Source organism: Kribbella sp. NBC_00382, from assembly GCF_036067295.1.
Taxonomy (GTDB): Bacteria; Actinomycetota; Actinomycetes; order Propionibacteriales; family Kribbellaceae; genus Kribbella.
This window is the reverse complement of record NZ_CP107954.1, coordinates 6,735,073-6,757,267: the sequence shown is the minus strand read 5'-3', so window position 1 is coordinate 6,757,267 and position 22,195 is coordinate 6,735,073. Positions and strand designations below refer to the sequence as shown.

At 65.2% G+C, this 22,195-nt stretch carries 18 protein-coding genes and 2 pseudogenes; 5 read left to right on the top strand and 15 right to left on the bottom strand.

What is annotated here, in order from left to right; translation table 11 throughout:
• Genes OHA70_RS32060 through OHA70_RS32050 form a run of 3 tightly spaced genes read right to left on the bottom strand, consistent with a single transcriptional unit; the run spans position 1 to position 3,405 of the window.
• Positions 1-1,344, bottom strand: a complete 1,344-nt coding sequence (locus OHA70_RS32060; protein WP_328323972.1) for a 3-oxoacyl-ACP reductase — start codon at positions 1,342-1,344, stop codon at positions 1-3.
• Between the two features lie 13 nt (positions 1,345-1,357).
• Entirely contained in the window at positions 1,358-2,635 is a 1,278-nt protein-coding gene (locus OHA70_RS32055; RefSeq protein ID WP_328323970.1) for an acetyl-CoA C-acetyltransferase, read from the bottom strand.
• Complete coding sequence (locus OHA70_RS32050; RefSeq protein WP_328323968.1) at positions 2,632-3,405, bottom strand: TetR/AcrR family transcriptional regulator; 774 nt, start codon at positions 3,403-3,405, stop codon at positions 2,632-2,634. The genes OHA70_RS32055 and OHA70_RS32050 overlap by 4 nt, the downstream gene beginning before the upstream one ends.
• A 111-nt stretch (positions 3,406-3,516) precedes the next feature.
• Between OHA70_RS32050 and OHA70_RS32045 the strand changes: the two genes are divergently transcribed.
• On the top strand, positions 3,517-4,851 hold the full coding sequence (locus OHA70_RS32045) for an acyl-CoA dehydrogenase family protein (RefSeq protein WP_328323966.1): 1,335 nt from the start codon (positions 3,517-3,519) through the stop codon (positions 4,849-4,851).
• A gap of 256 nt (positions 4,852-5,107) precedes the next feature.
• Here the strand turns inward: OHA70_RS32045 and OHA70_RS32040 are convergent, their stop codons facing one another.
• The 5 genes and pseudogenes from OHA70_RS32040 to OHA70_RS32020 form a co-directional block, all read right to left on the bottom strand.
• Entirely contained in the window at positions 5,108-5,230 is a 123-nt protein-coding gene (locus OHA70_RS32040; RefSeq protein WP_328323964.1) for a hypothetical protein, read from the bottom strand.
• A gap of 110 nt (positions 5,231-5,340) precedes the next feature.
• Positions 5,341-5,493 (bottom strand): annotated as a pseudogene (locus OHA70_RS32035) (translation initiation factor IF-2 N-terminal domain-containing protein); the annotation flags it as partial.
• Between the two features lie 1,014 nt (positions 5,494-6,507).
• A pseudogene (locus OHA70_RS32030) lies at positions 6,508-7,149 on the bottom strand (caspase family protein); the annotation flags it as partial.
• On the bottom strand, positions 7,149-7,499 hold the full coding sequence (locus OHA70_RS32025) for an effector-associated constant component EACC1 (protein WP_328323962.1): 351 nt from the start codon (positions 7,497-7,499) through the stop codon (positions 7,149-7,151). The pseudogene OHA70_RS32030 and the gene OHA70_RS32025, both read right to left, overlap by 1 nt.
• Before the next feature lie 364 nt (positions 7,500-7,863).
• Positions 7,864-8,139: a hypothetical protein gene (locus OHA70_RS32020; protein ID WP_328323961.1), complete on the bottom strand. Its 276-nt coding sequence runs from the start codon at positions 8,137-8,139 to the stop codon at positions 7,864-7,866.
• On the opposite strand from OHA70_RS32020, the gene OHA70_RS32015 reads away from it, so the two are divergent.
• Complete coding sequence (locus OHA70_RS32015) at positions 8,140-8,316, top strand: hypothetical protein (RefSeq protein WP_328323959.1); 177 nt, start codon at positions 8,140-8,142, stop codon at positions 8,314-8,316.
• A 155-nt stretch (positions 8,317-8,471) separates the two neighbouring features.
• Here OHA70_RS32015 and OHA70_RS32010 read toward each other — a convergent pair whose 3' ends face one another.
• The 3 genes from OHA70_RS32010 to OHA70_RS32000 all read right to left on the bottom strand — a co-directional run bounded on the left by OHA70_RS32010 (position 8,472) and on the right by OHA70_RS32000 (position 11,550).
• Entirely contained in the window at positions 8,472-8,870 is a 399-nt protein-coding gene (locus tag OHA70_RS32010) for a hypothetical protein (RefSeq protein WP_328323957.1), read from the bottom strand.
• Positions 8,867-10,057, bottom strand: coding sequence for a TRAFAC clade GTPase domain-containing protein (locus OHA70_RS32005; RefSeq protein WP_328323955.1), 1,191 nt, complete (start codon positions 10,055-10,057; stop codon positions 8,867-8,869). The genes OHA70_RS32010 and OHA70_RS32005 overlap by 4 nt, the downstream gene beginning before the upstream one ends.
• A gap of 494 nt (positions 10,058-10,551) precedes the next feature.
• Positions 10,552-11,550 (bottom strand): calcium-binding protein, encoded by a 999-nt coding sequence (locus OHA70_RS32000; protein WP_328323953.1) that lies wholly within the window; start codon positions 11,548-11,550, stop codon positions 10,552-10,554.
• Between the two features lie 271 nt (positions 11,551-11,821).
• Between OHA70_RS32000 and OHA70_RS31995 the strand changes: the two genes are divergently transcribed.
• Positions 11,822-12,649, top strand: a complete 828-nt coding sequence (locus OHA70_RS31995; protein WP_328323951.1) for a serine/threonine-protein kinase — start codon at positions 11,822-11,824, stop codon at positions 12,647-12,649.
• Positions 12,650-12,840: 191 nt separating this feature from the next.
• Here OHA70_RS31995 and ctaD read toward each other — a convergent pair whose 3' ends face one another.
• The 4 genes from ctaD to OHA70_RS31975 all read right to left on the bottom strand — a co-directional run bounded on the left by ctaD (position 12,841) and on the right by OHA70_RS31975 (position 19,123).
• Positions 12,841-14,601, bottom strand: a complete 1,761-nt coding sequence (ctaD, locus tag OHA70_RS31990; protein ID WP_328323949.1) for an aa3-type cytochrome oxidase subunit I — start codon at positions 14,599-14,601, stop codon at positions 12,841-12,843.
• Between the two features lie 136 nt (positions 14,602-14,737).
• A complete protein-coding gene (locus OHA70_RS31985) occupies positions 14,738-16,123 on the bottom strand; it encodes a hypothetical protein (protein ID WP_328323947.1) in 1,386 nt (461 codons plus the stop codon).
• 279 nt (positions 16,124-16,402) lie between these two features.
• Complete coding sequence (locus OHA70_RS31980; protein WP_328323946.1) at positions 16,403-16,849, bottom strand: hypothetical protein; 447 nt, start codon at positions 16,847-16,849, stop codon at positions 16,403-16,405.
• 75 nt (positions 16,850-16,924) lie between these two features.
• On the bottom strand, positions 16,925-19,123 hold the full coding sequence (locus OHA70_RS31975; protein WP_328323944.1) for an SIR2 family protein: 2,199 nt from the start codon (positions 19,121-19,123) through the stop codon (positions 16,925-16,927).
• 132 nt (positions 19,124-19,255) lie between these two features.
• On the opposite strand from OHA70_RS31975, the gene OHA70_RS31970 reads away from it, so the two are divergent.
• On the top strand, positions 19,256-20,146 hold the full coding sequence (locus OHA70_RS31970) for an SIR2 family NAD-dependent protein deacylase (RefSeq protein WP_328323942.1): 891 nt from the start codon (positions 19,256-19,258) through the stop codon (positions 20,144-20,146).
• Entirely contained in the window at positions 20,143-22,191 is a 2,049-nt protein-coding gene (locus tag OHA70_RS31965) for an nSTAND1 domain-containing NTPase (RefSeq protein WP_328323940.1), read from the top strand. Before OHA70_RS31970 ends, OHA70_RS31965 begins: the two co-directional genes overlap by 4 nt.
• Positions 22,192-22,195: the final 4 nt, after the last annotated feature.

Below are 22,195 nucleotides of genomic sequence, written 5' to 3'. Positions count from 1 at the left end.
TCAGGCGCCGAGCATGCTCTGGCCGCAGACGCGGACCACGTTGCCGGTGACTCCCGCGGAGGCCGGATCGGCGAACCAGGCGATCGTCTCGGCGACGTCGATCGGTTGCCCACCCTGCTGCAGCGAGTTGATCCGGCGGCCGACCTCGCGGATCGCGAACGGTACCTTCGCGGTCATCTCGGTCTCGATGAAGCCGGGTGCGACCGCGTTGATCCTTAGGTTCCGTTCGGCGAGCCGTGGTGCGAGTGCCTGGACGAGGCCGATCACGCCGGCCTTGGAAGTGGCGTAGTTGGTCTGGCCATTGTTACCCGCGATGCCGGCGATTGACGCGACGCCGATCACTGAGGCACCGTCATTGAGAGCCTTGGTTTCGAGCAGGTGGGCGGTGATCCGCTCGGGCGCCCGCAGGTTGACGTCGAGGACGGCGTCCCAGGCGTCGGTACGCATGTTCGCGAGCCGCTTGTCGCGGGTGATGCCGGCGTTGTGGACGACAATGTCGAGGCCGCCCAGCTCTGCACCGGCCGCCGCGATCCGTTGTGGTGCGTCGATCGCGGTGACGTCGAGCAGCAGCTCGTGGCCGCCGATCTTGCTGATCACCTTGCGCAGGTCGTTGGCGTTCTGCGGTACGTCGACGCCGAGCACAATCGCGCCGTCCCGGGCGAGAGTCTCGGCGATGGCCGCGCCGATGCCACGGGCAGCTCCGGTGACCAGGGCGACCTTGCCGGCCAGGGGAGCGGTCGGGTCGTTGCCGACGTGGGGGCCGGTGCCGATCCGGGCGACCTGGCCGTCGACGTACGCCGACTTGGGGGAGAGGAAGAAGCGCAAGGTCGAGTCGAGCTGGTCGTGGGCGTCGGGTGCGACGTACACGAGGTTGACCGTCGCGCCCCGCTTGACCTCCTTGCCGAGCGACCTGGTGAAGCCTTCGAGGGCACGCTGCGCGATCTGCTGCTCGGGCGTCGCGGACAGCTCCGGCGTACGGCCGACGACGATCACGCGTCCAGCCGGACCGAGCTGGCGGATGACGGGGGAGAAGAAGCGCTGCAACGAGGTGAGGTCCGCGGTCGACGTTGCGCCCGTCGCGTCGAAGACGAGTGCCTTCGGGCGGAGGGTGCTGGACGCGACGCCTTCGGCCGCAGTACTGAAGGATGCGCCGATGTCACGCAGCAGGGCCTGGATCGCCTTGCCCGCATCGGTTTCGGTGATCGCGCCGAAGACGACTTGGCCGTCGATCACGGGCGACCCCTCGGTCCATCGCGGCAACGGGGTCGGGTCCGGCAGTCCCAGGTTTTTGACCAGCGTGCGGCCCAGCGGCGTACGGGTGAAGGTCTGGTAGCGATCCGTCATCTTCGGTCTGCTCCTACTTCTCGAGGATGGCGACGACGCCCTGGCCACCGGCGGCGCAGATCGAGATCAGGCCGCGGCCGCCGCCGTTCTCGTCGAGCTGCTTGGCCAGTGCGGCGACGATCCGGCCGCCGGTCGCGGCGAACGGGTGACCCGCCGCCAGCGAACTGCCGTTGACGTTGAGTTTTACCCGGTCGATCTCACCCAGCGGGGCGTCGAGGCCGAGGCGTTCCTTGCAGAAGATCGGGTCCTCCCAGGCCTTCAGGGTGGACAGCACCTGGGAGGCGAAGGCCTCGTGGATCTCGAAGTAGTCGAAGTCCTGGAGGGTGAGGCCGGCTCGTGCGAGCATCCGCGGTACGGCGTACGCGGGCGCCATCAAGAGGCCTTCGGCGCCCTTCACGTAGTCGACCGCCGCGGTCTGCGAGTGGGTCAGGTAGGCGAGGGGCCGGAGGCCGTGATCGGCGGCCCACTCGTCGGTCGACAGCAGGACGGTGGAGGCGCCGTCGGTCAGGGGAGTGGAGTTGCCGGCGGTCATCGTCGCCGTTTCGCCCTTGCCGTAGACGGTCTTGAGCTTGGCCAGCTTCTCCAGGGTGGTGTCGGCGCGGAGGTTCTGGTCCTTCTCGAGGCCGAGGTACGGGGTGATGAGGCTGTCCTGGAAGCCACGGTCGTACGACTTGGCGAGGTTGATGTGCGAGTTGTACGCGAGCTCGTCCTGCGCCTCGCGGGTGATGCCCCACTCGAGCGCGGTGAGGGCGGCGTGGTCGCCCATCGACTTGCCCGTCCTCGGCTCCGCATTGCGCGGAATCTCCGGGACGATGTCCTTCGGCCTTAGGTGGGTGAGCACCTTGAGACGCTCCTGGAGCGACCTGGCCCGGTTGAGATCGAGGAGCACGTTGCGCAGTTCGTTGCTGACCGCGATCGGTGCGTCGGACGCGGTGTCGACGCCGCCGGCGATACCGGCCTCGATCTGGCCGAGGGCGATCTTGTTGCCGACCAGGATCGCGGCCTCGAGTCCGGTGCCGCAGGCCTGCTGGATGTCGTACGCCGGGGTGGTGGCCGCGAGCTTCGAGCCGAGGACCACCTCGCGGACCATGTTCCAGTCGCGGGCGTGCTTGAGGACCGCGCCCGCGACGACCTCGCCGACCTCCTGGCCGCCGAGCCCGGTGCGGTCGACGAGACCGTTGAGGGCGGCGGTCAGCATGTCGGAGTTCGACGCGTGCCGGTAGGTCTTGTCCTGCCGGGCGAACGGGATGCGGTTGCCGGCGACGACAGCCACCTTGCGGGTCTCGGTCACTGGTTCTCTCCTGCGGTACTAGAGGGTGAGCGCCGGGCGGTGGCCTTTTTCGTACTGCGCGTGGTGGTACCGGCTAGTGCCTTGCGGCCAACTGCTGTGGCGAGCGTTGCGGTGATGGCTGTCGCTCGTACTGTGCTGATGTCGGCGTGGTGGACCACTGGGTGGGCCATGTCTCCTGTTTGACGGGAGACGATCAGGCCCATCCGGGCCATGTGCATCGCGCCGAGGGTCTGGGTGTAGAGGTGGTTGGCGAGGTAGTCGGTGTCGACCTCGTCGAAAACGCCTGTCCTCTGACCCGCCTTGAGGATGGTCGAGATCCGGTCGAGCGCGGCCGCCATCGCGTTGCCGAGCTTGATCATCACCGGCTCGGTGATCTCGCCGAACAGCTGCTCGCCGGTCCTTCTGAGCAGGCTCATCGCGCAGTCGGCGAAGGCGGGGTACTCCAGGCAGAAGTCGACGAAGACCTCGCTCAGGCTCCGCAGCCGGTTCATCGGCGCCTTGCGTGGGCCGTCTACTGCTTCGAGCCGCTCGTCGAGCTCGCCGAGGTAGTCGACCAGGGTGAGGGCGAAGAGCTCTTCCTTGCCCGCGAAGTGCCGGTAGATGAGGGCCTTGTTGATGCCGACGCGCTTGGCGATGTCGTCGATCTGCGCGTCGATCGTGCCGCGCTCGTCGAACAGCTCACGGGTCGCCCGGATGATGTCCCGCTCACGGTCGCGACGACGCTCCGCCGTGGTCCGGCGGCGTCCGATCGCGAGCAGCGCGGAGCTCATGCACCGATCTTAGTCATACGGGTACCCCTGGGTGCAAACGATAGTTACACTCGTGGGTAACATCACTTCCGTACGACCACCCTGCAGCTCGCTCCGGAGGAATCGATGACCATGACCGAGTCAACCAGTACGCCGCCCGCCGAGCCGCTGTCGGCCGACGTGATGGCGCTGGCCGGCGAGCTCGCGGCTGAGCGCTCGAAGCCGGAGTGGCAGACCTTCAACCTCAACCTCAACCCCGAGCAGATCGAGATCCGCGACTGGGCGCACACCTTCGCCGCCGACGTGATCCGGCCGGCTGCCTCCGAGTGGGACGAGCGCGAGGCGACGCCCTGGCCGGTGATCCAGGAGGCCGCCAAGATCGGGCTGTACTCGATGGACGGCAGCATCAACCTGTTCATCGACCCGTCCGGGCTGCTGATGCCGCTGGTCCAGGAGGAGCTGTTCTGGGGCGACGCGGGGATCGGGATGTCGCTGGTCGGTACCGGCCTGGCTAGCTCGGCCGTCTTCTCGAATGGCACGCCTGAGCAGTGGAGCCAGTGGCTTCCGCGCTGCTACGGGACGCCTGATGACGTACAGGTTGCTGCCTTCTGCTCTTCTGAGCCGGGCGCCGGTTCGGACGTTTCTGCGATCCGTACCAAGGCGACGTACGACGAGAAGACCGACGAGTGGGTCATCAACGGTCAGAAGGCCTGGGCGACCAACGGCGGCATCGCCGACATCCACGTCGTCGTGGCGACCGTCGACCCGTCGCTGGGGAGTAAGGGGCAGGCCGCTTTCGTAGTACCGAAGTCCGAGGTCAAGGGCCTCGAGCAGGGCACCAAGCTCAAGAAGCACGGCCTCCGCGCCTCCCACACCGCCGACGTCTTCTTCGACAACGTCCGCATCCCCGCCGCGAACGTCCTCGGCGGCAAGGAAAAACTCGACGCCCGCATCGCCAAGGCCCGCGAGAACAACGGCTCAGCCTCCCGCGGCAACGCCTCGATGGCCACCTTCGAAATGACCCGCCACATCGTCGGCTCACAGGCGATCGGTATCGCCCGCGCAGCCTACGAATTCGCGTTGGACTACGCCAAGGGCCGCGAACAATTCGGCCGCCCCATCATCGACAACCAAGGCATCGCCTTCAAGCTCGCCGACATGGCCATGGAAATCGACGCCGCCCGCCTCCTGGTCTGGCGCGCCGGCTTCATGTCAGCGGCGTTGATGCGCGGCCAAACCCCCGACTACCGCCACGGCGAAGGCTCCATGGCAAAGCTGAAGGCCAGCGAAGTAGCCGTCAAGGCAACCGAAGACGCCATCCAAATCCTAGGCGGCAACGGCTACACCCGCGAATACCCCGTAGAGCGCATGCACCGAGACTCAAAAATCTACACAATCTTCGAAGGCACCTCCGAAATCCAGCGTCTCGTCATCTCCCGAGCCATCTCAGGAATGCGAATCCGCTAACCCGTTCCATCCCCACGCGCCCGCCGCCGCCCGCTCCTCCGTCGCGAGCAGCTCTGGGTCGCTCCCACCCACCCGTCCTTTTCCGCTCCTCCGTCGCGGGTGAGTACCCACCCGCCCTCCACCGTCGACGGGTGGACGCCGGATGGCACGTGCGGCTGGCTGGCGAGTGGGGTGCCCGAGATCAGCCACCGGATCGACGTACTCCCCACGCCTTCAATCCGTCACCATCGCATCCGCACGCCATGCAGCAGCCTCCTCAGTGAACGCCCATCATCCGTTTGTTCGCCAGCGGATCGTTCACCCCGCCGGCCTTCGCCTCCTGCGCCCCACCGCAGTTCCCACTCCCGAGCAGGCGTCCCTCTCCTGCTTGGTCAGCCATGATCCGATCCCGGGATGCGGAGCCTGCAGAGGCTGTCGACCGCACGAGGACGGGGCCGTCGGCTAGCTGCCCTGAAGACGTATGACCCGCATAATTGGCCGACGTATCCGACTGGGCGGGTTCTTCTCGAGATCTGCCCGGAGTCTGCGCACGGTGGGCTCTTCGAGCGTCGAGGATGCCGATCGCACGAACTCGCCCATGTCGTTCAGTCTGGTGAGAACGATCTTGCTCGTGAGTCCGAGTTCTTTGGCGAGCTCGTACACGCGTGTCTTTGGTTGTTTTTCTTCTTCGTTTCTGGTCGTGGCCTCTGCGGCAGCTTCTCTGGCGCGTTGTTCCGCGACGATCTCGGCGGCGGTTCTAGGTCGGGCTGTCACAGCCGCGCCGACGGCGTGATCCGCGAGGAGCTCGGCAGCTGTCTTCGGTTGACTCCGCAGGTCCTTCTCGAACTGCTCGCTCAGGTTGCGGATTTGTTCACTCAAGTCGCGGAGTTCTTCACTCAGTCTGCGAGCGGCGCGGTGTTCCGCGATGATCTCGGCGGCGGTTCTAGGTCGGGCTGTCGCAGCCGCGCCGGCAGAGTTCCCGGCGGCTTGATCCGCGAGGAGCTGGGCAGTTGTGTTCGGTTGACTCCGCAGGTCCTTCTCGAACAGCTTGTTCAGGTTGCGGATTTCTTCGCCCAGTCTGCGAGTGGAGAGGTCGTCGGTCGGCGGAGCCATCGCCTCCTTCCCTGACGCAGCGGCTCCTCTCGCCCCTTGGTCAGGGGCGATCTCGGCCTCTGTCTTCAGTTGCAGATCGCCCGATATCGACGAGGTTGGTTCAGCCTGAACTGCGACGGTGTTGACGCTCGAACTGCTTGGATTTTGCGCCCAGCGCAATGGTGTTCGCAGCTCGAATTGGCCGCCGACCTGCAACCCAAGTGCAGGACTGATGTCGTCATCAATCTCGGAGCCCACGTTGCTGCCGTCAGCGTCGCGGAGGGCGGCCCTGGCAATCATTGCGATATCAGGGTTGTCGCCGGCCTCAAGCTCGGTCAGCACCGTATATGCCGCCTGCGCAATCTCCGGGTTTCTTGAGTCCAGCAGGTGCGTGAGGTATCCAATAGACGGCCGATTCCCAGGGTCCCCGCTCAGGCCGGTGACGGTGGTGGAGAAGCCGAGCTCACGCTCAGATACGGGCGAAGCAACGGGTCTAGACCAAGCCGGGTTGCGAGAGAGGGCAAGCTGACCGACCGTACCGGTACCTCGGCGCTGCGGTTTAGGCAGGCCGCGTGCAGAGAGAGAACGGACCAGGTAGGTATACGTATCGTCAAGAGAGATCATCTCGCTGCCCGACGGAATGCCCTTGCCCAAGAGATTGAGCAGCTCGCCTGTGAACGATGTGTGGCGGGCGCCACTGGGAGCAGTCGACGTCCGATTCGCTGGAGATGAGGTGAGCGTGTACGCCCCGTTGATGTCGATCTGTCCGGAGATCACAGAATCCGGATCAGCCATTGCCTCGATAGCACGGCCCGAGAAACAACAGTCCAGGATTAGTACCCGATTCGCTGCCGGGCTGTCTAGAAAGGCGCGCCGAACGTGCTCGAAAGGCATCGCACTCGAGTGGATATGGCGGCTGGTAGAGGTAGTCAGGCCGAGATACAATTCGCCTTGTTCGTCGACAAGGCCGTGACCGGCGTAATAGACCAACAAAGTATCCTCTGCGAGCACCGCCTCCTCCGCGAGAACGGGGCCCACCTCGACGGTGTAGCGCGGATTGAGTACGGTCCGAACCTCGCGGAAAGCGCCGTGACGGTCGTCGACGAGTCGTCGTTTAAGGTCAGCGAGGTTAGCCGTGACACCCGGAAGGTCAGGCAGCCCGACATCTTTATAGTTGGCTGTACCGATCAACACGGCTCTGGAGCGCTCCAGCTCAGGCAGACGCATTACCGCTCCTTTGCGTCAAGCACCTCACGAATCATTCCCTCAGGATCCTTGATCCTGTTCGCGGTCACTTTGACCGAGCGCAGGTTAACAGATTCGGTGATCTCGATAGTCACATCCGAGCGCCGAGTCCGAAGCCAGGCACTGATAGACGCGGCAAGTACTGTTGCGACGCCGCCACCTCCGACCGCGACCGTGAGCAGGTCGACCACAGCGCCCATTTCCCCCGGAGCCGGCCCATTCCCAGCCAGACCGAGACGACCCCGAAACTCGTCGTCGGTTGCCAGCCAATCACGTAGTGACCGCAACTCGTCCTCGGCGTCCCCCTCGGCTACGCGGACTGTTACATCCATGACCAACTCCGCTCATTAGTTCCCCACCCCTGGGCGTAGTTTACGCACGGTTGCCGGCTCGGAGCCCAGTTCGCCGCTCTTCTAGCGAGATTCCTCGGTTCGTCCGGGCTGCCAACATCTTGGAGTGGGCCGAGGCCCGTTGACGATGCAGAGCGCCCGTTCGGCCTGCTCGCCGAGGCTGAGGTTCACTCCTGAGTTCGGGCTAGCACACACGCGAATGTTGAACTGGGTAAATTCTTGCTCCGTCATAGCTCCGTGAGTTCCGTCGTGGGTGCGTGCCCCACCCCGCCGACGGCCTCCTGCGGCCGTCGCTGGCGCGGCGTGGACCGCCTCGGGATTGACGTAGTCCGCGCCCGCCTAGTGGTCAGGCGCAGAGGTTGATGTACCAGACCTTGTCCCAATTGGTGATGAATTTCCAGTTGGTGGGGATGTAGCCGATGTGTTCGTGGCGGGAGCCGAGGGTTTCTACCAGGACGTTTTGGTGGTTGTAGAAGTTGGTGTTGCCCAGCCAGCCGCTCAACGAGTAGGTGCCGCAGTTGTAGAACTGGAACATGGTGTAGTACTCGCCTTTGCGGATCCACGTGCAGAATCGGGCGGCGGGGCAGTTGTTGACCAGTCGGTGGCCTGTTGCTGGGTCCATTTGCCGAACGCGGAGTTCTCCGGGTTCGGGCTGACCCAGGGGTCGAGGACGCCGGCCGGTGCGGCGATCTGGGTGGTGGTGTCCGGCCGTGCCTCGGCTGCTGAGGCGGTGAGGGTGGTGGCGAAGAGCATCAGTGCGGCGACGGCGGTGAACGCCGTGAGCCGGCCGCGCCGGTGAGTCGAGGAGCGGCCTCGCCCGAAGAATGTCTTGAGCATGTCGTTCTCCGATCAGCGGTGTAGCGAGATTCCTGCCATCGGGAACTTATTGACCGCCGGGTTCAGGATCGGCGGCATTTCAGCGGCATGCAGACTCTTGACAAAGCATGTGGGTGATCACTGTTGCGGATTGTCGCTGGTGGTGAAGCCGAGGTCTGTGGGCGAAGGTGCGGTTTTGGTGTTCCAGACCTTGGCATAGGCGGCTGCGACGAGGGGCCAGATTGTTTGTTGGCCGTCTTCGACTGAGTTGACTTTGTCGGCTAGTGGGCCGGATATGACGAACTCGTGGGGGATGACGCGACCCGCTGTATCTCGTCGGTCCAAGGGGTCTGGGAAGCGGAGGGCGACTTCTTCGGCGCTGCGTTGGTACGTGATCGGCTCGTCCTGTAGGTCGGCGAACGCGCGTTCGTAGGCCGGGAGGGGGTCGGGGTGTCCTCCGGTGAGGAGGAAGCGGAAGCCCCAGGTGTGGCCTCGGGTGGCCCAGATGAGGGTTGCGGGTGGGGGGTGAGCGCTCACTTGAGGCTCCTGATGAAGAGTTTGTTCTTGACGCCTTGGTCCAGGTCCAGCTTGAACTGGGTGAGCGTCGCGGTCAGGTAGTCGTGGTGTTCGCGGGCCTGGGTGTTGATCGCTCTGAGTTGTGAGCCGGCGAGTTTTGCGGCCTCAGTCAGGACGGGGATCGCGGCCATGCCAGCGAGGGGGCCGACCTTGGGCAGGAATGCGACCAGTTTGTCGATGCCTAGGGCTTTGCCGCCGACCAGGACCGCAGCCAGGGTCTCGGCGCCGTCTGCCAGGGTGTCCAGTACCTTCCTCGGGATCTCCATCCGCTCGCTCCACTGGACTCGGCGCTCCAGGGGAAGTACTGAGGCCACCGGCAGGATGAGGTCGAGGCCGACCCGTTGGGTCACGTCGATCTCCACCGGCTCGGGACTGGCTGCGGCGAGCTGGAACTTGGCCGAGGAGAGCAGCATGAAGTCCTCGCCGACCGATAGCGCGTCAGGCGTGTCCACGAGGTCGTTGAGCGTCGAGCGCAGGCCTTCGATGTGGTTGGCGGCCTTCTCGATGACAAGGTCCCGGAAGGAGTGGATGTCCCAGTCCGGGAAGAGGTCGGCCTTGGAGAGTGCCAGGATCCAGATTCGCGGGAACTCGACCAGGCGGTCCTCGTCGCCCAGCAGTTCGTCCTTGAGTCGCAGGACGCCTTGGCGGAAGTTCGTCAGGAGGGACTTGAGGTACCGCTCCTCCTCGCCCGCGTAGTCCAGCAACTTCTGGCCGTCCACCAGCAGGATCGCGACATCGGAGCGCAGCAGGGACCGAAAGGTGTCGATCCGGCGATTGGCCTCCTCCTCGCTGCTAGGCGACTCCTCGAACCATTCCCCGGGATAGTCGTGCCAGGCGAGTCGTAGGGCGTCGAACGGACGCTTCGTCGCCGCGGGGTTGTCTCCGCCCTTGAGCTTCACCGAGAAGTAGTAGGTGGTGGCCTCGAATCGGGTCGGCGCCGGCGTTCTCGCGCGGTCTCTCATGCCGAGGTAGTTCTGGTAGAGCCGGTTCCCCTGGCCGGTGTCGTCTGCGACCAGGTCCCAGAGGTCGTTCGAGTACGAGCCCTCCTGTGTTGGGCCGAAGAACGAGGAAACGAGGACGGTCTTGCCGGAGCCGCTCTCGCCGAAGACGGCGATGTGCTGCTCGCGGATCCTGGGGTATTTCGCCATGGCGCGAAGGTACCCGGTTCCGTGGCACTTCGTCGTGGCGCGCGCGTAGGGCACCGAACGACACCCCGACGACTGCGGCGATCTCGGCCAGGCCGCGCGCGGTGCACACCTCCTCGACGGCGGGCACGGACTCCGCTGCGGTCAGGTCACCGACTCGCGTGCGGCCGTAGCCGGGTCGGGAGAAGGAGACGATCGGGTGCCCGAGGCCGGCGTACAGGTCCCAGCCGCAGTCGACGGTGGCCGAGCAATGACCGCCGGGAGAACAGCACAGGTGGGCCGGCCGCGTTGACTCTGGCGATCTCGACCTCGCCCAAGGCGGTGGACACGATCCCTACTCGGTACATGGCTACGCCCTCCCGCAGCACTCGCTCCTCTCATCCTTGAATCCGGCCGATTCAGGTTGAGGGCAGTAGTGGTGCGGTCAGCGTGAGGCGGCCGTGGGATTCAGGTATGCGTGCCGGCGTCCGCTGTTGGGCGGACGCCGGGGTGGGTGGTCAGAGGATGTTGAGGGTGATGGTGGTTGGGGTGAGTTTGGTGGTGGTGACTTTGTCTTTGCCGGTGAGGGTGGCGAGGGTTAGGTGGTCTGTTGGGTCTGCGTCGGACAGGGTGACGTTGGTCCTCAGGCCGGAGACTCGCACGTTGCCGGCGGAGCCGGAGACTCGGATGTGGTCCTTGCCGGGGGTGCCTGTGACGGTTACCGCGTCGACCGCTGAGTCGCCGCCACTCGTGTTGAGTTGTGCGCCGAGGTCGATGCCGACCTTGCGGACATCGGTCCCACGTAGGTCGCCGACGGTGACTGTGTCGGCGCCACCGAGTGCGTTGAGCGTGACTCGCTCGACGTCGTCGGTGTCCATCACGATGTTGCCGAGGTCCCGGGTGAACCGCAGCCGCGAACCGTTGGCGGCGGCAACGAACTTCTCCGCGGCGGCCGCGCCGTTGAACACCATCGTGTCCTGGCCGCGATTGCCCTCGATCACGTCGCTGCCGTCACCCGGATCCCAGGTGAACGTATCGCTGCCGTTGCCGAGCAGCGCGGTGTCGGTGCCACGGTTGCCGTCGACTGCATCGTTGCCGGCGCCGGTGCGGAACAGTTCGTTGCCGCTACCACCGAACGCGGTGTCGTCGCCGTCGCCGGTGTCGATGATCGTGAACGGCTGCACCTCGGCGCCGTAGTCGATCCGTACGACGTCGTTGCCGCCTCGGCTGTTGACCTGGATCTGGCCGAAGTCGCTCCGCTTCACCGTGCGCTTCGCCGTACCGTCAGCGAAGTCGACCTCGAGTACGGTCGTGTCGGCAGCCGGCACGGTCAAGGTGATGTTGTCGGCGTGGTTCGTGCCGGTGACGATCAGTTGGCCGGTGTCGATCACGACCCTGCTCGCGGGCGCTGCTGCTGCCGGGCCGGCCAGACTCACGGCGATGCCGATGCCGATAGCGACAGACGCGACAGCTGCCGTGCTGAGACCTCGGCGGAAACCTCTGGTGACGTGACTCATGATGCGATCCCTCCCAGTTGGTGTTGACCTATGCGCCCTACACGGCCGCTGCGACCGACCGGTTCAGATCACTGAAGGTGCCTTAGGCAACTAAAGACTGAGGTCGTGCCCTAAGGGTGCGTTGGGTGCGGACCAGGGGTGGTCCCGGGGACATCCACAATGTGCTGGGCGCCTGCGACGAGGACGATCGGAACTGTCATCGAACCGGATGGGGCCAGGATCCGTGTAGAGAGCACGGAAGACAGATCCGAACCCGTAGAGGCAGGCGATCATGAACACAGTCGCGGTGGGGTTGGCGCCGACGATCGTCGGCTCAGGGTTGCTGGTGGCCGGCCGGTACCGCTTGGTCGCGTTGCTCGGCCGCGGCGGGATGGGCCGCGTTTGGCTCGCCGAGGATGAACTGATGCAGCGGCGAGTCGCCCTCAAGCAGGTGATGCTCAGCGGCCAAGCGGCCGAGTACGTCCGCGCCAGTGCGTTGGCTGAGGCGCGTGCGGCGGCGCGACTGGATCACGACAGTACGGTGAAGGTGCACGACATCATCGAGGACTCCGGCGAGCAGTGGATCGTCATGGAGTTGCTGTCAGGTCGGACGCTTGCTGAGGCGGTCGCGGCGGACGGTCCGCTGCCGATTGCGGAGGTACGGCGGATCGCGCTACACCTGGTCGACGCGCTGCGGGCCATCCACCGTGCGGGGCTGGTGCACTCCGACGTCAAGCCTGCGAATGTACAACTGTGCGGCGACGGGCGGGTAGTGCTGATGGACTTCGGCATCGCCACCGAAATCGACGACGAGCAGACGCTGTCGAGCGCGGCCATGGCCGGCAGCCCGGCGTACATGTCACCGGAGCGAGCCCGTGGTGACGCTGTCGGCCCGGCCTCCGATCTGTTCTCGCTCGGAGCGACCCTGTTCGCGGGCGTCGAGGGAAGGTCGCCGTTCGGCGCCGGCGACCCGTTCAGCACGCTGGTCGCGGTCGTCGAGGCCCGGCCGGCCCCGTTCGTACACGCCGGCCCTCTGCGCCCGATCATCGAAGCCCTGCTCAGCAAGGCCCCGGCGGATCGACCAACCCCCGACCAAACCAGCGCCGCCCTCAACATCTGATTCCCACACCGCGCTGCGACGGAGGAGCTGCGTCTGGGAGGGGCGGTCAGTTGTCGGTGGGTGGGGTGTTTGGTTGGGTCGTTTTTAGGTTGCCGGCGGGGGTGGCGGTGGAGACTAGCCAGGCGTTCAGGCCGTCGGGATCGCGGCGAGACGCCCCTTGCCCGCGGGTTCGTTGCTCGGTGCCGCCACCCTTAGGTGTCCTTGTCGGTGCCGGTGTTGCTTTCGAGGTTCTCGACCCGGCCCTGGTCCTCGCCGGCGTCCAGCAGGTTGTCCGGGGGAGCGCCGCTGTCCGGATACTCCATCAGCGCGATCTCCGGGTGGTGCAGGTCGAAGGCAGGGCTCTCGGATCGGATCCGCGGTAGCTTCTCGAAGTTGTGTCGCGGCGGTGGAGAGCTGGTCGCCCACTCCAGCGAGCGGCCCCAGCCCCACGGGTCGTCGACACCGACGAGCGGTGCCTTGCGCGACTTGTAGATGTTGTAGAAGAACGGCAGCATCGAGACGCCCAGCAGCGCCGCGCCGACCGTCGATACCTGGTTCAGCGTGGTGAAGCCGTCGTCTGCCTTGTACGTCGCGTAGCGCCGCGGCATTCCCTCGACTCCCAGCCAGTGCTGGACGAGGAAAGTGGTGTGGAAGCCGATGAACAGCAGCCAGAAGTGCAGTTTGCCGAGCTTCTCGTCGAGCATCCGGCCGGTGAACTTCGGCCACCAGTAGTAGAAGCCCGCGAACATGGCGAACACCACGGTGCCGAAGACGACGTAGTGGAAGTGCGCGACCACGAAATACGAGTCGGACAGTTGATAGTCCACTCCGGGCGAGGCGAGGAGTACCCCGGTCAGACCGCCGAACAGGAAGGTCACCAGGAAGCCGACCGACCACAGCATCGGGGTGTCGAACGAGATCGAGCCGCCCCACATGGTGCCGATCCAGTTGAAGAACTTCACCCCGGTCGGTACGGCGATCAGGAACGTCATGAAGGAGAAGAACGGCAGGTTCACGCCGCCGGTGACGAACATGTGGTGGGCCCAGACGGCGATCGACAGGGCTCCGATGGAGAGGGTGGCCGCCACCAGGCCGACGTACCCGAAGATGGGTTTTCGGCTGAAGACCGGGAGGATCTCCGTGATGATGCCGAAGAACGGCAGCGCGATGATGTAGACCTCGGGATGCCCGAAGAACCAGAACAGGTGTTGCCACAGCAGTGGCCCGCCGTTCGCGGCGTCGAAGACGTGAGCCCCGAGGGCTCGATCCGCCTCCAGCATCAGCAGGGTGGCGGCGAGGATCGGGAAGGCGATCAGTACCAGGATCGACGTCACCAGGATGTTCCAGGTGAAGATCGGTAGCCGGAACATCGTCATGCCGGGAGCGCGCAGCGTGATTATCGTGGTGACGAAGTTGACCGCACCCAGAATGGTGCCCAGACCGGCCATCCACAGGCCCATGATCCACAGGTCCGCGCCGACGCCCGGCGAACGCGCGCCGCTGGACAGCGGTGCATAGCCGGTCCAGCCGAAGTCCGCGGCCCCGCCAGGCATCAGGAATCCGGAGAGGGTGATCAAGCCGCCGAAGAGGAACAGCCAGTAGCTGAACATGTTGAGCCGCGGGAACGCGACGTCGGGAGCGCCGATCTGGATCGGCATGATCTCGTTCGCGAAGCCGACGAACAGCGGGGTGGCGAACAGCAGCAGCATGATCGTGCCGTGCATGGTGAAGAGCTGGTTGTAGACCTCTTCGTTGACGATCTGCAGACCCGGCTGGGCGAGTTCGGCCCGGATCAGCAGCGCCATCACGCCGCCGATCAGGAAGAACGCGAACGAGGTGATCAGGTACAGGTGCCCGATCAGCTTGTGGTCGGTGGTGGTCAGCCACTTGCGAACCGCACTGCCCAGGCTTCTCCTGCGCGGGAGCGTGCTAGTAGCCGCTCCGGCACCGATTCGCTCCGCTACGTCAGCCATCTGTGTCTCCCCTTGCACGATCCCTCTCCGGAGGATCACTGTCCAGTCGCCGGCCACAAGGAAACGACCGCCGAGGTAAGGCGGGACGGCAGCAGGGATGTTCAAGCTCGAGAACGGATGAAGTAACCGTCGCGGATCATGACGCAGGCGGGTCGGCCCTGGTGGTGAAGTCGAGGGTTGTGGGTGACGGCAGGGTCTTCGTGTTCCAGACTCCGGCGTAGGCGGCTGCGACTAGAGGCCAGATCTTGTGTAGGCCGTCATCGACTGAGTTGATCTCGTCGGCCAATGGTCCGGAGATGATGAACTCATGGGGGATGAGGCGGCCTGCTGTGTCTCTTCGGTCCAGAGGGTCCTGGAAGCGCAGCGCGACCTTTCCGGCACTTCGGTGGTACGTCGTTGGGTCGTCCTGGAGGTTCGCGAACGCGCGTTCGTAGGTCGGGAGGGGGTCGGGGTGTCCTGCGTTGAGGAGGAAGCGGAAGCCCCAGGTGTGGCTCCGGGTGGCCCAGATGAGGGATTCGGGTGGGGGGTGAGCGCTCATTTGAGGCTCCTGATGAAGAGTTTGTTCTTGACGCCTTGGTCTAGGTCCAGCTTGAACTGGGTGAGCGTCGCGGTCAGGTAGTCGTGGTGTTCGCGGGCCTGGGCGTTGATCTCCCTGAGTTGCGAGCCGGCCAGTTTTTGCGGCCTCAGTTAGGACAGGGATCGCTGCCATGCCTGCGAGGGGGCCTACCTTGGGCAGGAATGCGACCAGTTTGTCGATGCCGAGGGCTTTGCCGCCCACCAGGACTGCTGCCAGGGTCTCGGCGCCGTCTGCGAGGGTGTCCAGTACCTTCCTCGGGATCTCCATCCGCTCGCTCCACTGGACTCGGCGCTCCAGGGGAAGTACTGAGGCCACCGGCAGGATGAGGTCTAGGCCGACCCGTCGGGTTACGTCGATCTCCACCGGCTCGGGGCTAGCCGCGGCGAGTTGGAACTTGGCTGAGGAGAGCAGCATGAAGTCTCGCCGACCGAATAGCGCGTCAGGCGTGTCCACCAGGTCGTTGAGCGTCGAGCGCAGGCCTTCGATGTGGCTGGCCGCCTTCTCGATGACGAGGTCGCGGAAGGAGTGGATGTCCCAGTCCGGGAAGAGATCTGCCTTGGACAGAGCCATGATCCAGATTCGCGGGAACTCGACCAGGCGGTCCTCGTCGCCGAGGAGGTCGTCCTTGAGTCGCAGTACGCCTTGGCGGAAGTTCGTCAGGAGGGACTTGAGGTACCGCTCCTCCTCGCCCGCGTAGTCCAGCAACTTCTGGCCGTCCACCAGCAGGATCGCGACATCGGAACGCAGCAGGGACCGAAAGGTGTCGATCCGGCGATTGGCCTCTTCCTCGCTGCTCGGCGACTCTTCGAACCATTCCCCGGGGTAGTCGTGCCAGGCGAGTCGCAGGGCGTCGAACGGACGCTTCGTTGCTGCGGGATTGTCGCCGCCCTTGAGCTTCACCGAGAAGTAGTAGGTGGTGGACTCGAATCGCGTCGCTGCCGGCACCCTCGCGCGGTCTCGCGTGCCGGGGTAGTTCTGGTAGGCGGTTGCCTTGGCCGGTGTCGTCTGCGACTAGGTCCCTCGTTCGAGTACGAGCCCTCCTGGGTGGGGCCGAAGAAGGAGGAAACGAGGACCGTTTTGCCGGAGCCGCTCTCGCCGAAGACGACGATGTGCTGCTCGCGGATCCTGGGGTATTTCGCCATGGCGCGAACGTATCCGGTTCGGCGCTGCCGCGTCGCGGCGCGCTGGGGTGCGCCACCGCGGGTTGGCGGTGGCGCGGGGACCTCAGGCGCAGAGGTTGATGTACCAGATGGGGTCCCAGTTGGTGATGAATTTGTAGCCGGGGGATTCGTAGCGGACTGGTTCGTGGCGGGAGCCTTGGAGTTCTACCCGGACGTTCTGGTTGTTGTAGAAGTTGCTGATGCCGTTGAAGTTGTTGAGGGCGTAGATGCCGCAGCGGTAGAACTGGAAAAGGGAGTAGCTGGAGCCGTCTCTGATCCAGGTGCAGAAGCGGCCGGAGGGGCAGCGGTTGACCCAGTCGGTGGCTTGCTGCTGGCTGGTGGCTGATTCCCAGACCTCCGGGTTGGGGCTGGTGTACGGCCAGGGGAGTGCTGCTGCGGCGGCGGTCTGTTCGGTGGTGAGGTCGGCGGCTGTGGCTGGGGGAGTGAGGGTGGCGGTGAAGAGCAGCAGTGCGGTTGCGGCTGCGAGGGCGCCGACTAGTTTCTTGATCACGTGGTCTCCGGTTGGTGGTAGGTCGCAAAATCCCTGCAGATGCGACCGTACGGAGGACCTGGGGCAGCTCGAGGTCTATTCGAGCTGGATGCAATGGCTGGCTGGATTGAGGACTTCAGTTTTGTCCGGTCGGGACTGGTCGATCTCCTGCAGCCAGTAGGTTCCGTTCCAGCGGTTGGCCAGTTTTCGGGCAGCGGTGATGACTTTCCTTGAGGCCTGGTCAGCTGCTCCGGAGCGAGCCAGCATCACGCCGCATCGTAGGAGCACCGGACCTCCCGGGGGGCTGGCTACTAGAGTGCTTTTGAGGACGTCGGTGCTCGCTTGCTCCAGAAATCGATCTACGATCAAGCCGAGTGTGCGTCCCCACCACGAACTGCGGGAATCCGGCTGGGCCAAAGCGTCGAGGACCTTGGCCCGTGCGTCGGAGGGGCGGTCGAGGTGGAGGAGGCACCAGGCAGCGAGCGCCTGCGCTTCGGCTGCTCTGCTGTCCGAGATCACACTCAACGAGTCGAACGCTCCCACGGCGTGGGTCAGCGCGGCTTCGTAGTCCCGCAGTTCGATGAAAATCTCAGCACGAAGAATCCAGGCGTCCGCGATTTCGTCGTCGCTGCCATCCTCTGACAGCGCGAAAGCCAGGTCGAGGTGTTCTTGTGCGGTGTCGAAGTCGCCGGTCAAAAAGGCGATCTCCGCCAGCATCTGTTGCGTTGTCGAGCGTCGGTCCGCGAAGCCGAGGAGTGCTCCGATGCGGTCTGCCTCCTCGAAGCCGGCCTTGGCTTTGCTGAGATCGCCGAGACCCAGATCGGCCATTGCGAGGCCATGGAGACAGTCAAGGAGCCCCTCCAGATTTCCAGCGCTCCGAAACGTTCGTGCCGCGCGAACAAGCGGCTTGCGAGCCTCTCGATAGTGACCGGCCCAGGCGTGCGTCCGCCCGGACCAACTCTGTGCGTAGGCTTTGTGTTCGCGAGACGATGCCATTGCTTCAGCCTCATCGAAGGCTGCGATCGCGACCTGCCAGTCCTGCTGGAGGAAGGCAGCGCGCCCGAGAAGAAGGACGGAGAACACCTCCATCTGATCATCACCGATTCGCCGTGCCTCACGGCGGGCATCCCGCGCGAGCCGGGCTGCGAGCGCAGGATCTGATGCATCTCTCAGAAGGGCTCCCTGGGCAAGTTCATATCGTCTGCGTGCCGTTGACCATCCAGACGTCGGCGTTGCCCGTCCACGGCTCTCTCTCATAGCTCGCTCGGCCATGTCGTAGCGCTGGATTTCTGCGAAGAGCAATGCGGCCAGACCAAGGCCACTGGGATCTTGAGACCGCACCCGGCGCGCCCATGCCTGCACTTGCCGGCGCCAGATCTCGGCAGTTGGACGAGCAGCAACGTTTGCGGCGGGCAGTCCCAAAGCTGCTAGTGCGTCCGTCGTGGGCCCGGACCACACTCTGACCGGTACGCTGTTGCCGGCCCACTTCTCCGTCAGGGCTTGCCAACCGCTCGGCGAACCGGCTGGAGAGGCCAGCACGCCGGATGAATTGAGGATGTGCCGGCGGAGCGGGGGAGATCCATGATCGATCCACTCGACCCTGGCGGGGCGGCACGATTCGAGCGTAGGCACGATGTCGAGGTCGTCGCTCGCCGAGTATCCAGCGACGACGAGCGTTCGGTCATTGACCGCTTCCGTCAGTGCTTCCGCGGCATCTGAATTCAAAAGCTGGCCGGGGTTCCGCGCGGCGATGACCTCAGTGGTCGCGTGCAACGGCGCCGCGGCGTGAGCGATCTTCCCGTCGACGTGGACGTGACGAGTTCCGTGGAGTTTGAGAACTGCCGTCCCTGCCGAATTGGCTTGTTGCGTGTGCGCATCGATGGTCATGGGGCTGCCACCGGCAGCCAGGATGCCTCGCTCGAGTAGGTCATCAAAGTTTGTCGTGGCGAGCCATAATCCGGACAGCGCTGCCTCGCCGAAAGTTATGTGCAATGGCGCGGGGGAGGTGTAGTGATCCAAGAACTCGAAGAGAGTCAGGTCTTCATCGAAGACGTCCGAAATCCATAGCAACAACGTTTCGAAACGGATTACGTCGTAAGCATTCCGAGCCCCGTCCCGCGGTAGACGGGCCAGCTGCTTGAGTTCCTCAGCGGCCCAATCGCGACGTACCAGCGCATCGATCAGGACATCGTAGAGCGCATATGCGGTGGGAAGTCCAGCGTCCACCGAGATCCCGGCGCCTACCAATGCGGTTGCGGCAGCAAGATCAATCTTCTCCGATTCCGGCAATCGCATTTACGAACCGTAGTCCCCCCGGATCACCTTGGCCATGGTGCTGAAGGTCTGGACCCGGTGGACTAGGGCTGCGAGGCTTGAGGCTCGATGTGAGGCCACCTTGCCGGGCCTCGCCGGGAGGGGGCCGCATCGATGGCACGCTCGCTGACCGAGGCCGACTGGGAACGGCTGATGGACCAGTTGCAAGACGGTGACTGTACGCCGTTCCTCGGGGCCGGTGCCGGTGCCGGCCACCTGCCCACCGGGGCTGCCCTGGCAACGGATTCCGCGGATGAGCATGGCTACCCGTTCAAGGACAAGGACGACCTGACGCGGGTCTTCCAGTACGTCGTGAGCAGGGGCGGCGACGCGGTCTACGAGAAAGGCCGCCTCGCGCGGAAGCATTTCCACGGCATCGAACAGCCGGACTTCACTCAGGCACACGAGCCACATGCCTTGCTGGCTCGATTCCCCATTCCGGTCTACCTGACCACTAACTACGACGGGTTCATGGCCGCCGCGTTGTCGAATCAGGGCAAGCAACCGCATCAGGCCATTTGTCCCTGGTACGCCGGTGCTACCCAGGATCCCGTCTTCGACACGCCGGCCGGCTATGCGCCGGCCGCGGACAAGCCGATCGTGTACCACTTGCACGGCAACAGCTCGGAACCCCGCTCGCTCGTCATCAGCGAGGACGACTACCTCGACTTCCTGGTCCGCGTCGCCGGGAAGCAACAGATCCTGCCGCCGGTGATCGAGGAGGCGCTCGGCAGCCGGCCGTTGCTCTTCATCGGGTACAGCCTGCAGGACTGGACCTTCCGGGTCGTGTTCCGCGGTCTGCTCGCGACCGTTCCACCGCACCAGCAGCGGCGTCACATGAGCGTGCAGTTGCTCCCGGACCGGCGCGACGACACCGAGGAAACCCGTGCTGCCGCGCAGGAGTATCTCGCCGAGTACTTCGACAACATGCGAATCTCGATCTATTGGGGCACCGCGCAGGAGTTCTGCACCGAACTGACGGCTCGCCTGGACGGCAGAACGTGAGCGTCCGGCCGGTTCCCGCGCCGTACGTCGGTCCGAAACCGTTCGAGGCGGCCGATGCCGGCTTGTTCAACGGCCGGGACCGGGAGACCCACGAGCTCCGTTCGCTGCTGCTGTCCAACCGGGCGGTACTGCTCTATGGCGCCTCCGGGACCGGGAAGACGTCGCTCCTCGCCGCGGGCCTTCTGCCGCGGCTCGCAGCCGGAGGCGCGGATGTGTTGCCCCTTGGCCGGGTCGCTCGATCCGCCGCCGCACAGGCGGGTCCAGCGGCAGAAGGCCAGTACTTCACTCGCGCCTTGTTGGCTTCGTGGCAGCTGGCCGAGCCGTCGGAGCCGGCGGACAACGGACCGATTCTCGCTGCTGTCTCGGGGCGGGAGGTACGGCTGGACCGGTACGGTGACCCGGTTCCTGTGATCGGCGTGATGGACCAAGCCGAGGAGATCTTCACGGTCGGCGCTCACCGGGCCGCCGATCGGATGGCCTTGCTCGCGGATCTGCGGGAAGCGCTGGATGCCGTGCCCAACCTGCACGTGCTGATCGGACTGCGCGAGGACTTCCTCGCGCAGTACACCCGCCTGGTCGAGCGGTCAGGCTTCGGTTCGTGCGGCCGGTTCCACCTCCTCCCGTTACTGCCGAAGGCCGCGGTCGAAGCGGTGGAACTGCCTGCTCTGAGTACGAGCCGCCGCTATGCGCAAGGGGTGGCGTCGGAGGTGGTCGACCTGCTGCGTACCACCACGTTGGTGGACGAGGACGGCGCCGAGGTCACCGTGGTGGACGAGTTCGTCGAGCCGGTGCAGTTGCAGGTCGTCTGCGAGCGGCTCTGGCACTCGATACCGCCGGACGACGACGTCATCACCACCGAGATGGTCCGAAGCTTCGGCGACGTCGATCAGGCGCTGGGTGCGTTCTATGACGAGGCGGTCGACGCCGTCGCGGCCGGTACGAATATCGCGGCGTCCCGAATCCGGCGCTGGATCGAGGAAACGTTCATCACGGACGTCGACACCCGAGGCGCGGTCAACGAGGGCCGATCCATGACCCGGGGTATGCCGAACGCGGTGCCGAAGGGGCTGGAGGACCGGCATGTGTTGCGGGCCGAAGACCGGGCCCGGGCGCGTTGGTTCGAGCTCGCCCACGACCGGCTGATCGAGGTGATCCGTCGCTCCAACCGGGCCTCTCTCCGAACGCCCGAGGCATCCAGGGCCCAGGAGGCGGCGGTGAATCTGGCCTGGGCAGAACACCTGCTGGGCAACGAGCAGTACGACGAGGCCCAGCAGTGCGCCCGCATCGCGCTCGAGATCTGCGAATCGATCGGTGACCGCTGGGCCGCCGCCAACGCCGTCGCGTTCCTGGGTGACATCGAGGCGTCGAAAGGAGCGGAGCGCGTCGAGCGAGCCTTGGAGATCTATCTCGACGCCGGCAACCGCCTGCGCGTGATCCATGACGACCATGCGCTGGCTCGAGTCCTGACGGCTCGCGGCGGGTTGCTGTTGGACCAGGAACGACTGGCCGAAGCCAAGGCGGAGCTGGAGGAGGCGGTAGCGCTCGACCCGAGCAATCTGGACGCGGCACAGCAACTCGCCAGCACACTCTGGTACGCTGGCGAGCCGGCTCAGGCGATCGAGGCGTTCACCCGGGCGCTGACGATCGACCCGCTGTCGTTCGCCGCCTTGAACGGCCGTGGGCAGTTACTGGCCGACCTGGGACAGCCGCGGGAGGCTCTCGCAGATCTGGACTTTCTCCTGGGGCTGGGGCCGGACCTGCTCACTGAGGCATACGCACGATCGGCGCGTGCTCTCGCGCTCGAAGCACTTGGCAGATCCGAGGAAGCAGACCGGGAACTCGCCTCTGCTCTCAGCGCCACGCCGGAGAATGCCTGGGCCCACCTGCGCCGAGCAAAGATCCTCACCGGCCGCGGCCAACCCCACCAGGCAGAAGACGCACTCCAAAGAGCCTTGACGTCAACCAATCCCGCCCTGACCAACACCCAACGCGCCGAGGCAACCAACCTACTGGCGCCGCCGCGGGGCACTGCCACCGATGCCTGAGCTG

Bases quoted from the DNA above. Each gene is read 5' to 3' on its own strand.
- OHA70_RS32060 (WP_328323972.1), bottom strand. From the start codon at position 1,344: ATGACGGATCGCTACCAGACCTTCACCCGTACGCCGCTGGGCCGCACG.
- OHA70_RS32050 (WP_328323968.1), bottom strand. From the start codon at position 3,405: ATGAGCTCCGCGCTGCTCGCGATCGGACGCCGCCGGACCACGGCGGAG.
- OHA70_RS32045 (WP_328323966.1), top strand. From the start codon at position 3,517: ATGACCGAGTCAACCAGTACGCCGCCCGCCGAGCCGCTGTCGGCCGAC.
- OHA70_RS32040 (WP_328323964.1), bottom strand. From the start codon at position 5,230: ATGGCTGACCAAGCAGGAGAGGGACGCCTGCTCGGGAGTGGGAACTGC.
- OHA70_RS32025 (WP_328323962.1), bottom strand. From the start codon at position 7,499: ATGGATGTAACAGTCCGCGTAGCCGAGGGGGACGCCGAGGACGAGTTG.
- OHA70_RS32020 (WP_328323961.1), bottom strand. From the start codon at position 8,139: ATGGACCCAGCAACAGGCCACCGACTGGTCAACAACTGCCCCGCCGCC.
- OHA70_RS32005 (WP_328323955.1), bottom strand. From the start codon at position 10,057: ATGGCGAAATACCCCAGGATCCGCGAGCAGCACATCGCCGTCTTCGGC.
- OHA70_RS32000 (WP_328323953.1), bottom strand. From the start codon at position 11,550: ATGAGTCACGTCACCAGAGGTTTCCGCCGAGGTCTCAGCACGGCAGCT.
- OHA70_RS31995 (WP_328323951.1), top strand. From the start codon at position 11,822: ATGAACACAGTCGCGGTGGGGTTGGCGCCGACGATCGTCGGCTCAGGG.
- ctaD (WP_328323949.1), bottom strand. From the start codon at position 14,601: ATGGCTGACGTAGCGGAGCGAATCGGTGCCGGAGCGGCTACTAGCACG.
- OHA70_RS31975 (WP_328323944.1), bottom strand. From the start codon at position 19,123: ATGCGATTGCCGGAATCGGAGAAGATTGATCTTGCTGCCGCAACCGCA.
- OHA70_RS31970 (WP_328323942.1), top strand. From the start codon at position 19,256: ATGGCACGCTCGCTGACCGAGGCCGACTGGGAACGGCTGATGGACCAG.